This is a genomic window from Ideonella sp. (genome assembly GCF_036277275.1).
Taxonomy (GTDB): domain Bacteria; phylum Pseudomonadota; class Gammaproteobacteria; order Burkholderiales; family Burkholderiaceae_C; genus Ideonella.
Genome location: NZ_DASUNH010000111.1, coordinates 1 through 14,214 on the forward strand (window position 1 = coordinate 1; position 14,214 = coordinate 14,214).

The 14,214-nt window shown below is 65.3% G+C and carries 7 protein-coding genes; 4 read left to right on the top strand and 3 right to left on the bottom strand.

The genetic code is table 11. The features are described 5' to 3' along the window. Positions 1-986: hypothetical protein (locus VFY73_RS19025; RefSeq protein WP_329721679.1), on the bottom strand; the 986-nt coding region annotated here is incomplete at its 3' end. A 309-nt stretch (positions 987-1,295) separates the two neighbouring features. Here VFY73_RS19025 and VFY73_RS19030 point away from each other — a divergent pair. Beyond that, positions 1,296-2,687, top strand: a complete 1,392-nt coding sequence (locus VFY73_RS19030) for a phenylacetate--CoA ligase family protein (RefSeq protein ID WP_329721681.1) — start codon at positions 1,296-1,298, stop codon at positions 2,685-2,687. Positions 2,688-2,822: 135 nt separating this feature from the next. Here VFY73_RS19030 and VFY73_RS19035 read toward each other — a convergent pair whose 3' ends face one another. Next, the gene (locus VFY73_RS19035; protein ID WP_329721683.1) at positions 2,823-5,705 is read right to left on the bottom strand and encodes a GH92 family glycosyl hydrolase; all 2,883 of its coding nucleotides are present in this window, start codon (positions 5,703-5,705) and stop codon (positions 2,823-2,825) included. A gap of 173 nt (positions 5,706-5,878) precedes the next feature. Next, a complete protein-coding gene (locus tag VFY73_RS19040; RefSeq protein ID WP_329721685.1) occupies positions 5,879-7,345 on the bottom strand; it encodes a glycoside hydrolase family 76 protein in 1,467 nt (488 codons plus the stop codon). A 507-nt stretch (positions 7,346-7,852) separates the two neighbouring features. Between VFY73_RS19040 and VFY73_RS19045 the strand changes: the two genes are divergently transcribed. The 3 genes from VFY73_RS19045 to VFY73_RS19055 all read left to right on the top strand — a co-directional run. Further along, a complete protein-coding gene (locus tag VFY73_RS19045) occupies positions 7,853-9,874 on the top strand; it encodes a GxGYxYP domain-containing protein (protein WP_329721687.1) in 2,022 nt (673 codons plus the stop codon). A gap of 56 nt (positions 9,875-9,930) precedes the next feature. Beyond that, positions 9,931-11,844, top strand: a complete 1,914-nt coding sequence (locus tag VFY73_RS19050; protein ID WP_329721689.1) for a right-handed parallel beta-helix repeat-containing protein — start codon at positions 9,931-9,933, stop codon at positions 11,842-11,844. Positions 11,845-11,936: 92 nt separating this feature from the next. Continuing rightward, positions 11,937-14,214 (top strand): AbfB domain-containing protein (locus tag VFY73_RS19055; RefSeq protein ID WP_329721691.1); only part of this gene is annotated, 2,278 nt, incomplete at its 3' end.

Below are 14,214 nucleotides of genomic sequence, written 5' to 3' on the forward strand. Positions count from 1 at the left end.
GTCGAAAATACCTTGATCGGGCCAACCGGCCGCAGGCTTCGTTCGTGAGCCATCGGCCACCGCTCGACGGGTTTGCGCACCTTCGCATAGTCGGGATCAGCGGACGAAATCGAGATCGTGACGGTGCAAGCGGTGCCGGATTCGGTGACGCTGCGGTCGTCCAGCACCAGATAGGTCCGGCGCTCATAGGAGCAATACGGGTCCCAGACGCTGCGCAGGAGATCACCCTGCGTCGACGCGCCATTGGCCTGTACGGCAACCACAGGCGAGAACGGTCCTATTTGGTGTGGCTGGACGGCACGGTAGCTGAAGGTGCCAGCTGTACGAGGGTGCAAGCGAAGCATCATGGTCGAAACGGTCTTTCGCACGGGGGTCTCGACAAGGGTCTCGTAGAGGTTGGCCTGCAACTTCGCAGACGCCGCAAAAGCCCGTTCGGCCAAGGAGCGATCGTCGCCGATTGCCTGCAGCCCCCGCACGATTTCGTCGGCGTACAGCTCGGCGCCGCTCAAATGCGTGTGCACGCCGTTGAATCGGCCGGTGATGTCTCCCGAGTTAGCGAGGTCCACTTCAATGCAGGGCAAACCGATGGCGTTGCAGATGCGCTTGTGCAGCGGGTATGTTCCCCACTTGCGTGGCGTACGCATGGCGGGGTCGGGCAGGAAGAGGGCCACCGGCAGGATGCGATTGCGCAACATTGAGCGGTACACGAACTCCGCCTCCCCGGGCGTGACCGTTCGGCCGCGCGAGCCGTCCTCGATGAGCGGCTCGAACAGACACAGGTCGGGCGCGTGTTCGATCAGGTCGCCGACACGGTACAGCCCGCCGTCGGACAATCTGCTGCCGGGATAGCAGATTTGGGTCAGGCTGGTTGCGCCGATGGCTTTCAGCCACCGGCGGCGCAGCACTTCGCAGTAACCGGTGATCTCATCTGTGCCGTGACGCACCGTCTGCGCACTCACAGACGCGCCGAACACTGCTACCTTCATGGAACCCTTTCCCTGTGGATGTGCCAATGCGCTGGGGATTATGCAGAGGCAGCGTTCCATCAGATCGCGTCGAGAACGGCGCGCGGGAATGCGTCCGCGCGTCTGCTCGCGATTGCCACCAGGCATGACTTGCCGTACGGCCGGGACACGGCGCACGCACGCCTCTGGCGTATTCGTGCCGAACGGTCCAGAATGCGATTCCGCACGCGGGAGACGTGTCAGACATCGTCTCCGCCAACAAGAACGACGAGGGGCGCTAGGTTTACCTGGCGCCCCTTTTGTCTTTTCGAGCTCTTCGATACGCCTGCCATGCTGCTGCCCATCGACCCTTGGTTCACCACGAGCGTGGCGGCCGACATATGGGCGGCGTCGCGGGCCGATGCAGAAGGCCTGGCCGCGCGCCAGGCGCAGCGCCTGCGAACGCTGCTGACTACGGCGGCCAAGGGCTCTCGCCTGTACCGCGAGCGCCTGGGCAGCCAGCCTGCTTCGACGCTGCGGCTGCAAGACCTGCCCGTCTCGCGCAAGGCCGAGCTGATGCGCCACTTCGACGACTGGGTCACTGACCCGGCGCTGAAGCTGGACGAGGTCAAGCGTTTCATGCGTGACGCCACGCAGGTCGGTGAGCCGTACCTGGGCCGCTACACCGTGTGGGAAAGCTCCGGCAGCACCGGCGAGCCGGGCATCTTCGTGCAAGACCGGCACGCGATGGGTGTCTACGACGCGCTCGAGAGCGTGCGCCGACCAGCCCCGACGCTTTGGCACCGTCTGCTGGACCCATGGCTGATGAGCGAACGCATCGTTTTCGTCGGTGCGATCGGTGGCCACTTCGCCAGCGTCGTGTCGATGGAGCGCCTGCGGCGCCTGAGCCCCGTGCTCGCGCCGCGGTTGCAGTGCGTGTCGTTCCTGCGGCCGCTCGACGAACTGTTGGCCGAGGTCCAGGCGCTGCGGCCGACCGTGCTGGCCAGCTATCCCAGCGCTGCGCTGCTGCTGGCGCAGGCGCAGGAAGAGGGCCGACTCAACCTGGCGTTGCGCGAAATCTGGACTGGCGGCGAAACACTGACGTCGGCCATGCGGCGTGGCATCGAACGGGGTTTCGGCTGTGGCGTCCGCAACAGCTATGGCGCGTCCGAATTCCTGCCGATGGCGGGTGAATGCAGCCAAGGCCAGCTGCACCTGAACAGCGACTGGTTGATCCTCGAGCCGGTGGACGAACACGGTCGACCCGTGCCGCCTGGCCACCCCAGTGCAACCACCCTGCTGACCAACCTGGCCAACCACGTCCAGCCCCTGATTCGCTACGACCTGGGCGACCAGGTGCAACTGGCCGTCTCACCGTGCGCCTGCGGCTCGCACCTGCCGGTGATTGATGTCCAGGGGCGGCGCGACGATACCCTGCGGCTGGCTGGCCATGGACGGCGGCGCGTGCCGGTGCTGCCGTTGGCAATCAGCACCGTGCTGGAGGAAGAGGCCGGCCTGTTCGACTTTCAGCTGCGGCAACAGGGCCCACGCGAATTGACGCTCTGCACGGCCCGCGGCGGCGCCGAAGTCACCCAACAGTTGCGGGTTGCCCGCAAAGCGTTGGCCACCTTTTTGGCTTCCCAGGGCGTGCCCGAGGTTCACATCCATTGCCGCAGCGGCCAGCCCGGCCATCGTGGCCGAAGCGGCAAGGTCTTGCGCGTGCTCGCCAGTCCGTTGCGCTGAGACCTCCGGCCGGCGGCCACACATCACGCCAACCCGTCCCAACTGACGTCCTTTATCGTGAGCGATCGGTGGCGGCTGTCGCCGAGTCCACCGACGCTCGCTGTTGTCGTTGGCTCTGACGTTGCTTGGTCGGCCTCAAGGCGTGCCGATGCGCAAGTCGTCGATGAGCCCGCGGAACTGGCCGGTCGCGTCCGGGCGGTCGTAGCCGACGAGGATGCGGGCGATCGTCTTGCCGGCGGCCCATTGGCCGATGTTCGAGCGCACCTCGTTCCAGTTGTCCAGCGTCAGCTTGCCGCCGCGGCCTTGGAACTCGGGGTGGACGCGGATGCCGTTCTGGTCCGTCGCACCCGAATCGCGCAGGTTGGTGCCGTCGGTGAAGATCAGGTCGATCGAGACGAACGCGCTGTTGGCGTTCACCGCACTCGGGCGGATCCAGTACGACAGGGTGGTCGCGTTGGTCACCGGGATGTTCGCGTCGAACACCTTGTTGTACGAGAACGAACGGGTCGCGTCGTTGTCGTTGCCCGAGTACATCAGCGCACCGGCCCCGCTGTGCGTGCCGCCTTCGCGGCGCGTCGAGGTCTCCATGTGATCGAGCGCGCAGCAGTAGCCGGTGATGTTGGCCGCGATCTCGATCGTGTCGTTCCAGTCGGGCTGGCTGTTGCGGCTGTCGAAATCGGCGCTGAAGCTCGCCGCGCTCCTGGTGACGCGCGGGCTTTCGAACGACGGCGGCGCATCGGCCGGTGCGCTGCCCCAACTGGTGTTGGGCGTCGAGCCCAGGTCGAACTGCAGCGTGGTGTCGGCCTTCAGCTTGGTCAGCGGCAGCCAGGTGCTGGTGTTGGCGGCGCCGTTGATCGTCATGCTCTGGATGTAGGTGCCTTCTGAGCCCGCGTTCGGAGCCTTGATCGTCAGGATCTTGCCGTTGCCCATCTTGATCTTGGTGGTCGGAAACAGCGGGCTGCCAATCACGAAGCCGCCGAGGCCCGGGAGCTCGGGGTAGAGGCCCAGCGCACCCCACACGTACCAGGCCGACGTGGCGCCGAGATCGTCGTTGCCGTTCAAGCCATCCGGGCTGTTGCGGTAAAGCTCGGTCAGGATGCGCCGCACGACGGCCTGTGACTTGTATGGCGCGCCAGCGAACAGGTAGGCCCACGGCGAGCCGTGTTCGGGCTCGTTGCCCATGAAGGCATACGGGCTGCCGGCGCCGTCGTCGAGCTTGATGAAGTGCTCGTCCAGGCGGGCGATGGCCGCGGCGTTGCCACCCATGCGGTCGAACAGGCCGCGGTAGTTCTGCGGCACCATCCAGGTGTACTGCGCCGAGTTGCCTTCGACGAAGCTGTCGCCGCTGGTGCGGCTGAAGCCGTTGATGAAGCCGCCGGTGTCCAGGCGCGGGTGGATGTAGCCGGAGAAGTTCGAGTAAAGCGACTTCCAGTCCTGCGAGTAGGCGAGGTACCTGTCGCGCTTGGCGGTGTCGCCCAGTGCGCCGGCGAAATGTGCGATGGCCGAATCAGCCAGCGCGTATTCGAGCGTCGTCGCCGAAGGGCCCCACACGCCGCCTGTGCCGTTCGGGATATACCCGTGGCTTTGTTGTGCGGCCAAGCCGACGCGCGTCTCGCAGTTGCGTGAGCGCGTGCCGGGTTGCGTGGCGGCTTGCTCCATGTACTTCAGCGCCGAGGCGGTGTCGAACTTCTTGCCGCCGAAGGCGTACAGGTTGGCGACGATCACGGCGCCGGCATCACCCACCATCACGCAGGTGTCGTCGTTCGCGGTCGGCCATTTCGGGTAGCCACCGCCGCCTTTCTCGGCATCGACGACCATCGATTGCGCCATGTCGCTGGCGACCTTGGGCTGCAGCCAGCCGATCAGCTGCACCTGCGAGCGGTAGATGTCCCAGCCCGAAAAGGTGGCGTACTTGTCCCAGCCGTCGGCGGTGTAGATCTTGTTGTCGAAGCCGATGTACTGGCCGTTCACGTCGCTGAACAGGTTGGGGTGCAGCAGCGAGTGGTACAGCGCCGTGTAGAACTTGGTGCGGTCATCGGTGGAGCCGCCGGTGACCTGCACGCGGTTGAGCAGCTTGTTCCACGCCGTTGCCGCGTTGGTCTTGACGGTGTCGAACTGCACGTTGGCCAGCTCGGTCTGCATGTTGAGCTTGGCGTTGTCGGTGCTGACGTAGGACACGCCCACGCGCAGCTGCACCTGGCCTCCGCCGGCGAACTTGACCCAGCCGCCGTTCTTCTGCCCACGCGCGGCGGTGCGTGAGCCAGGTGTCACCGTGTCGCCGGCATAAGTGCCAAAGCTCGCGAAGGGCTTGTCGAACTGGCCGTGGAAGTAGACGAAGTAGCCGCCGCCGCCGCACACGCCACCGGTCTCGACGAAGCCGCGGATCTCGTTGGTGCCGACGATCTCGAGCATCGCGCTGCGGGCGCCGACGCCGTTGCGGCCGACGTTCAGGATCATCGTCGCGTCGTTCGTCTGCGGCCAGGTGAAGCGGCCGAAGCCGGCGCGCTTGCTGGTCGTCAGCTCGGTGTTGACACCGTTGTTCAGCCCGACGCGGTAGAAGCCCGGCGTGGCCGTCTCGTTGCCATGCGAGTAGGGCACCTGGTAGTTGGGCAGGTGCGTGCCGGGCGATAGCGTCACGTTGCCGACGATCGGCAACATCGAGATGTCTTGCTGGATCGAGCAGCCCGTGCCGCTGGAGTGGATCAGGCTGATGCCCTGGATCACGCCCTTCTCGTAGTTGTAGCCGCCGAAGCCGTAGAACTCGCCGTAGCCGGTGTCGGGGCTGAACTGCACCATGCCGAAGGGCAGCGTCGCGCCGGGAAAGGTGTTGCCCACCGCGCCACCGGTGCCTTGGTCGCCGTCGGGGTTGCCGATCTTGGTGCCGATGAAGGGGTTGACCCATGGCAGCAGGTCTGCCTGCACGGCTTCGCTGTCGGCGCTGAACGCCTGCGCGCGTTCGCTGCCTTCGGCGCCGGCGGATGTGTTGCCGACGCTGTCGTTGCCCCCGCAGGCGGCCATGGCGAGTCCTGCGGCAAGAGCGGCCTGGAGCGCGAGTCGGCGCCGAGTGTCCTTGAGCCTTTTCATCCGGAAACTCCTCTGAAGTTGTGGGTGTTCCTCAGGCCGCAGCGGGGTGCGCAGACCGTGTGCGGCGCGTCGCGGCACCGGCCTGGCTTGTGATGGGGAATCGGGGGTCAGGGCAAGGGAGCCGCGTTCATCAAGTCCAGCGCGCTGTGCTGGCGTGCGGCGTCGATCGAATCCAGCGGCCCGGCGAAATGCAGGCCGTAGGCGTCTTGCGGGTTGCGGTCTTTGGCGTAGGCGCTGTCGGCCTGCCGCTTCAGGTATGCGGAGTAGGGGCGCTTGGCCAGCAGCGCGTTCAGGGCTGCGAGACCGCGCACGTGGGCGCCCTTGAACGACGGGCCGTCGCCACCACAGCCATTGCTCTCGCAGGGCTCGCGCAGGATGCCGTTGGCGTCGTGCAGCAGCGGTGTGGTCGTTGATGCATTGGCGATGCGCTTGGCCATCGCCTTGTGGTTCTTGTCGCCGGTGGCGCGGTACAGCTCGGTGAGCGCGCCGATCAGCACGCCCTGGTTGTAGGTCCAGACGGTGTCGCCGTTGTTCTTGCAGGTCGAGAGGTTGATGCCGTCGTTGACGAGGTTCTCACCGTTGATCATTCCGGTGGCTTTGAACCAGGCCCAGCCTTGCTTCGCCCGCTGCAGATACAGCGTGTCGCCGGCCAAGCGGTTGTGCAGCGCGGCGTTCAGGTGGATGTACAAGCTGTTGGAGATGGCGTTCTTGTAGGTTTTGGCCTCGCTCCACCAGACACCGCCACCGCAGGTTCCATCCCAGAATGAAGCCATGTAGTCGGCGTCGATCTTGGCGGTATTCAGGTACCGCTGGTCTTTCGTCTGGTCATATGCCGCGATCCAGGCCAGACCCCACCAGCCGGTGTCGTCGATATAGTCGTTTCTGAATTGACCCCTGGCAGCATTGATATTGCGGTCGTAGGTGTTTGCGATGGCGTAGGTATAACTCCCCATGCCACTGACTTTGATGTTCTGTATGAGCGCGGTCAACGCATTGGCCGAATTCCACCAACCGGAGGTATCGAACAAACCCGTCCCCTGGTTGTAGAAGCCCATCAGCGCGGTGGCCGCGGCAGTGCGGCGATCGCCGGCATTCCAGGTCACCCGGGCCCAGGCCGTGCAGGCGATCTCGGGGCGATCGCCTGCCTTGCCGCAGGCGCGCAGCAGGCCCACGCCGCGGTTGGCCCAGTCGTCGACGTTGAACATCAGCGTCCGCCAACCGCGGTTGCCGGCCGGCACGGTGGTGTCGCCCAGCTTGCTGCCGCCGGGCCAGCTGCGGCCCGCGTCGAATGAGCGGTCGAGCCACACCTCGTCGCCCGGTGCACCGTTCTCGATCGAGGCCCAGCCCATGGCATCGGCGTCATCGAGGTGCAGGGTGATCTGGCGCGAATGGACCGTCGTGCTGACGGGCTGCCGATCGCCTGGCGAGAGGGCGGGATCACGCCCGTCGCAGTAGAGGTTGCAGATCGTGGCTTCCGCCGCCTCGCCAGCCGTGGCTGCCCAGGGGGTGGCGCACGCCAGCGACAACAGCAGCGGGAGGGCAGCTTGGGCGAAGCGGCGGCGGGAAAGCGGCATGGGTCGACTCCATTTGAAGGACCGCCTGCGTCCGCAGGCACGAAAGCGCTTTCTACTTCAGGAAACGTTAAGGTTGAATTTATAGAAAACCCTAGACGGCTCGGCAACAAGGGCCTGGATTCAGATACTCCGTTGTCGGCCAATCTTTGACCGAATGCGGGCCGAAGTCCGGGTGTCTCGGGGATTGGCGGATATTCGCAGTTGGTACTTTCTTGCAGCGTCAAGAAATTGCCTTCATGGAGACATCGTTGTCAGCGGGGCAGGCAAAGGCCTTGAAAACGTTATCCACCTGCACGGCAGGCAACTTTTGTTGCGACTGGTTTCATTCTGGTTATGTCGCCGCCGAGTGGGCTGAAGGGTCAATGGATTCAACACCAGATGTCTGGCCTATAAACCCTCCGAAAGCGCTACCAGGTGTCGCTCGCTGAAATGCGGAGGCAACTGGGTGAAAACCCCATTGCCTGGCTGGATTCTCGATCGGAAGAGGTTTCGCGAATGCTCCACAAAATGGTTGTTGACAATCTCGGTGGATGTTGCGCGGCCTATTTCGGCGGACCAGCCTGGCGCAGCCTGCTTGCCGCCAGCCTGCTGGCCGTGGGCGGTGCCGCGCGGGCCGACCTGACCTGGCCCACCAGGCAGCTGCTGCCGAGCTTTCCGGCGCCCAAGCCGGTGCAAGACCTGATCACGCTGCGCGAAACGCCGCTGCACTGGGAGGCCGAGGGCCCGCTCATCTCGCATGGCACCGGGCGCGCCGATGGCGACGGCTGGTTGTGCCAGACGGGCATCGACGTGCCGAACGCGCACATGGTCTACGGGCCGTACGACAGCAGCGTGCCGGCCGGGCCGAACACGGCCGAGTTCCAGATCAAGATCGACAACAACAACGCGAACAACGAACCGCAGGTCGTGATCGACGTGCGCGATGCGACGACCGGCGCCATGCTCGCGCAGCGAACGATCAACCGGATGGACTTCCCGGTGGCGAGCCAGTACGTCAATTTCCAGCTGCCGTTCAACCTGCCCGCGGCCAACCATTCGCTCGAGCTGCGCGTCTACTGGCTGGGTGGCGCCTACATCAAGGTCGACCGCGTCGGCGTCACGCAAGGCCCGAGCTCGGACGAGATGGTCTTGTTCGCCTCGCTCAAGGGCATCGTCAACTTCAAGAAGCCGCGCATCTTCTCGTACGAGGGGGATGCTTTCGCGGAAGGGCCGACCACCTGGTTGCAGTCGTTGGGCCTGCAATGGACCGAGGTCAGCGACAAGTGGAGCCTGATCACCAAGTACCGTGATTCGCTGCAGGGCCTGATCGTCTACGACCCCGCGCAGCGCGACACGATCAACCTCGCGACGGCGATCGCGCGCAAGCGCAAGGCGCTGATCGCATCGCCCGCGCTGGCCACCAAGCTGATGGCGGCGCCGTACAACCTGCCCATCCTCGTCGACTTCCGCGGCCAGTTCAGCAGCAAGCTGCAGGTCTACCAGACGCTGTACGACAGCTATTGGCCGACGCTGACGCACCGCGCGGTCGTCAGCATCTCGCCCACGATCCACAAGGCCGCCGTGCGCGAGTACGCCACCGCCATTGGCGCCGCCGCCATCTGGCTGGATCCGCGTACGCCCGGCGAGAGCGAGCTGCTGAATAAGTTCCTCGCGGCTATGGGCGCGGGCACGGTGATGCTCGGCTGGTGGCCCGAAGAGGCCAGTGGCGTCGAGCGCGCATCGCAGTACGGCATCGCCACCGTCGCGAGCGACTGGTCAACCAACCTCACGGTGCACAGCGGTACGTCGCGCGCGATCCAGATCGCACCGGTGCCGGCCAAGCCGCCGCTGCAGAACAAGCTTTACGTCGCCTTCATCCTGAGCGACGGCGACAACCTGCAGTACGTCGAGCACCTGATGCGCAAGCTCTGGAACAACCCGGATCGCGGCAAGGTGCCGATCGGCTGGACGGTATCGCCGGCGATGGTCGATGCAATGCCGGGCGCGCTGAACTTCTATCACCGCACGTCGACCGCCAATGACAACCTGATCTCCGGCCCGTCGGGCTACGGCTACACCTACCCGAACGTGTGGACGAACGCGGCCGCGCTCGACCAGTTCGTCGCCACCACCGAGCGCTACAACAAGAAGGCCGGGCTGAAGGTGATCACCGTGTGGAACACGATCACCGGCGGCATCAGCCAGGCCTCGGGCAACGCCTATGCGCGCAACGCGCCGACGCTGTTGGGCCTGACGGCGCAGAACACCGGCGGCGGCCTGACCATCTACAACAACAGCCTGCCGGGCATGGCCCTGTCGTGCAACTACTGCACCGACGAGCAGGCGATGAAGAACCACATCGCGTCCGCGGCGGCCGGGTGGAACCGCACGTCACCGCGCTTCATCCTGATCCAGGCCCAACCCTGGACCAACGTGACGCCGACGACCTTCCTGAACGTGGCCAACAGCCTGGGCGGCGACTACGTCGTCGTCCGACCTGACACAGCGTTTCAGCTGCTGCGCGAGGCGAACGGTTTGCCGTGGTGGTGAGCGCCGTCACATAGAACGAATCAACGAACGAACTGGTGCGAAGAGGAGAACCCGCGATGCAAAAGAAGGTGCAGAGGAACGTGCGGAGATTGGCGACGCTCGCTGGCGTCGTCGTCGTCGTCGGCGTGCTGGCCAGTGCAGCCGCGCCACAGGCGCAAGCCCAGACGCGCGGTGCCAAGGTGCCATGGATCGAGTATCAGGCCGAGAACGGCCAGACGAACGCGCAGATCCTGGGCCCGAGCCGGCAGAAGTGGGACGCGAACCACATCGAGGCCGAGGCCATTGGCCGCAAGGCCGTGCGGTTGAACAAGACTGGCGACTACGTGTCGTTCAAGAACAGGAAAGACGCGAACGCCATCGTCGTCCGCTACTCGATCCCTGACTCCGCGGGTGGCGGCGGCATCGATGCCACGCTGGGCCTGTACGTCAACGGCACGCGCGTGCGCACGCTGAACCTCACGTCGCGCTATGCGTGGTCTTACCTCGGCGGCAAGATCGGCGATCCGGTCGTCGACATCCCCGGTCCGCAGCCGCACACCTTCTTCGATGAAGTGCGCATGCTGGTCGACCCCATCCCGCAGGGGGCGACCGTCATGCTCAAGCGCGATGCGCAAGACACGGCGCCGTTCTACGTGATCGACCTGGTCGATCTGGAGCAGGCGCCACCCCCGCTGACGATGCCCGAGGGCTTCACCTCGGTGACGCAGTTCGGCATCTTCCCGGACGACGGCAAGGACCACGCCGACGACATTCTTCGCGCGATGCGCTCGACGAACAAGCTGTGGTTCCCGCCGGGCAACTACCAGGCGAACGTCATCAGCGGCGGCAACGTCGGCCTCGACAACCCGGGCATCGAAGTGCGCGGCGCCGGCATGTGGCACACCAACATCCGCGGCCCGAAGTCGATGTTCTTCTGCTATGGCGCGACTGCGCGCTGTGTGTTCGGCGATTTCTCGATCTTCGGCGAATCGAAAGCGCGCGACGAAGAGACCAACGGCCCGCAGAAGGCTTTTGCCGGCCCGATGGGCAAGAACAGCCTGATCGAGAACATCTGGATCGAGCACAAGGTGGCCGCCATCTGGGTGGGCAACGACCCGCCGCACCAGACGCAGCCGACCGACGGCCTCATCATCCGCAACTGCCGCATCCGCAACATCTACGCCGACGGCATCAACCTCGACAACGGCACCTCGAACTCGATCGTCGAGAACTGCCACATCCGCAACAGCGGTGACGACGCGGTGGCGATCTGGTCGATCCAGTGGACCAAGTGGGTCGCCTACAAGACCTACGAGTTCGGCCCGAACTTCTTCACCGACGAACAGCGCAACGCGCCTGACCAGGGCATCGGCCACGGCAATGTCGTGCGCCATGTGTCGGTGAAGATGCCGTGGCGCGCCAACTGTTTCGCGGTCTACGGTGGGGCCGACAACACCTTCCGCGACAGCACCTGTGAAGACGTGCTGACCTACCCGGGCATCCTGATCGACCACGAGTTCAGCCCGTATCCGTTCACCAAGCCGCGCACCACCTTCCAGAACATCTCGCTCACGCGCGCCGGCGGCACGATGTTCCGCGAAGACACGCCGAACCCGTGGAACCACGGCGCACTGAAGTTCTACCTGCGCGAGGGCAGCATCAGCGACATCTACGTGAAAGACGTCGACATCATCGAGCCGACGTTTGCCGGCATCGAGTTCCGCGGCTTCGGCACACCTTACGTCCGAGGTGAACGCATCCCGCCGTACGCGCTGCAGGCGGCCGACAACGCAACGATGACGAATGTGAAGCTCGAGAACGTCAACGTGCGGCGCGCCGGTACCTACGGCATCGAGGTGGCCGATGGCGGCGGGCGCGGCTCGGTGCGCTTCGTCGGCGTCACCGTCGCCGGTTCCGGCATTGCGCCACTGCAGCGCGAGAACGCGCCCGACAGCTTCTTCGACAAGGGCAAGGGCAACTGGGGCTGGTAGAGCCGGTCCTCCACGTGAACGCAGCGCCCGCCGAACCAGGGCAGGGCGCCGCAGACCCACATCCATTCACCCGCACGAACAGAAAACCCAGCATGACGAGCAGATTCCTTTGGACCCTGCTGGCCACCACCGCCGTGGTGGCCGGTTGCGGCGGCGGTGGGGCGGACGAAACGCCGAGCCCTGCGGCCGCTGACAAGCGCGAGCAGGCGCAAGCCGTGTCCGCCGAATCGGTATCGACACCGCAGCTCGCGCCCACGCCGCGCATGACCACGCCGTGGACGGATGCGGCTCTGCAGGCGCCCGTGCCGCTGCCCGAGTACCCGCGCCCGCAGATGACGCGTGGCGACTGGCTCAACCTCAACGGCCTGTGGTCGTACCGCGGCGGGGCCGGTGCACCCGATGCCGAGCACCCGCCGGCGAACGCGCCGACCTTCCCGAACAACCCCGAGCAGATCCGCGTGCCGTATCCGGCCGAGTCGTTCCTTTCGGGCATCCAGCGCATGGGCGAGCGGCACCTTTGGTACAAGCGCAGCTTCACCGTGCCGGCCGGCTGGTCGGGCAAACATGTGCTGCTGAACTTCGGCGCGGTCGATCGGCTGACCACGGTGTATGTCAATGGCACCAAGGTCGGTCAGCACAGCGGCGGTTACGACGCCTTCAGCTTCGACATCACGAAGTACCTGAAGTCCGGTACGAACGAGCTGGTGGTCGGTGCCTTCGATCCGACCGACGGCATGGACATGCTGGGCAAGCAGACCAACTCGCCCGGCGGCATCTTCTACACACCCAGCTCGGGCATCTGGCAGACGGTGTGGCTCGAGCCGGTGGCGCAGGCGCACATCGACCGGGTCGACCTCACGCCCAACCTCGACACCGAGGCACTGAAGATCGCGCTCAAGGGCAAGAAGCTCGACGGGATGACGATCGATGCTGTCGTCTCTTCCAACGGCGTGAAGGTGTCGAGCGCCAGTGGCAGCGCCACCAAGCCACTGAGCGTGAAAGTCAACAACCCGCGCTTGTGGTCGCCCGACGATCCGTTCCTCTACGACCTCACGATCAAGCTGAAGAACGCCAACGGCAAGGTCGTCGACCAGGTTGGCAGCTACTTCGGCATGCGCTCGATCAGCGTGGGCAACGTGGGCGGTGTGCCGCGGCCGCTGCTGAACGGCAAGTTCGTCTTCCAGAACGGGCCGCTGGACCAGGGCTTCTGGCCCGATGGCCTGTACACCGCGCCGACCGATGAGGCGCTGAAGTCCGACCTGGTCGCCACCAAGGACCTCGGCTTCAACATGACGCGCAAGCACATCAAGGTCGAGCCGCAGCGCTGGTACTACTGGGCCGACAAGCTGGGCCTGCTGGTGTGGCAAGACATGCCGCATGCGTGGGACGCCGAAGGCAACACGGCGGTGCGCGAGAAGGTGCGTGCGCAGGACAGGGAGATCGTCGACGAGCACCGTTCGTCCCCCTCGATCATCGCGTGGGTGATCTTCAACGAGAGCTGGGGCGATTTCGAGATGACCCAGACGACGGACCTGTTCCGCCAATGGGACAAGACGCGCCTGCTCAACACCCACTCGGGCATCAACTTCGCGCCCGGCGACAGCGGCGCCGGCGACCTGATCGACCTGCACGACTACCCCGGCCCCTCAGCGCCGGATTGGCAACCCGGCCGCATCTCGGTGCTGGGCGAATACGGCGGCAATGGCCTGCGCGTCGACGGCCACATGTGGAACTCCGACTCCACCTGCTGCTACGTGCTGTACCCCGACCAGGCCTCGCTGCAGTCGGCGTACGTCGCGCAGGTGAACCGCATCCGCGAACTGGTCAACACCAAGGGTCTGAGCGCGGTGGTCTACACCGAGATCACCGACGTCGAGGATGAGCTGAACGGCTTCCTCACCTACGACCGGCGCGTGAAGAAGATGGACTTCGCGCTGGTGCGTGCCACCAACCAGGCGCTGGTCGAAGGCGTGCCGTACTTCAGGCTCGGCACCTCGTACTCGCTGCGCACGGTCACGCCGGGCGTCACCGACCGCTACATCCGCCACTTCGACAACCTGGGCTACACGGCGGTCGTTGACGATGCGAGCGGCGCGCTGCTGAAGCAGGACGCGTCTTGGAAGCCGGTGACCGGCTTGTCGAACGGCGCGTGCCTGTCGTTCGAGTCGGTCAACGTGGCGGGCAAGTTCCTGCGCCACCTCGATGGCCGCATGCGCATCGACGCGAGCGACAACAGCGATGCCTTCAGGCAATCGGCCACCTTCTGCCCGCGCAAGGCGCTGGATGGCGGCGGCGGTGTGTCTTTCGAATCGGCCAACAAGCCGGGCTTCTACATCCGCCATCAGGCCGAGGCGGTGTGGCTGCACCAGT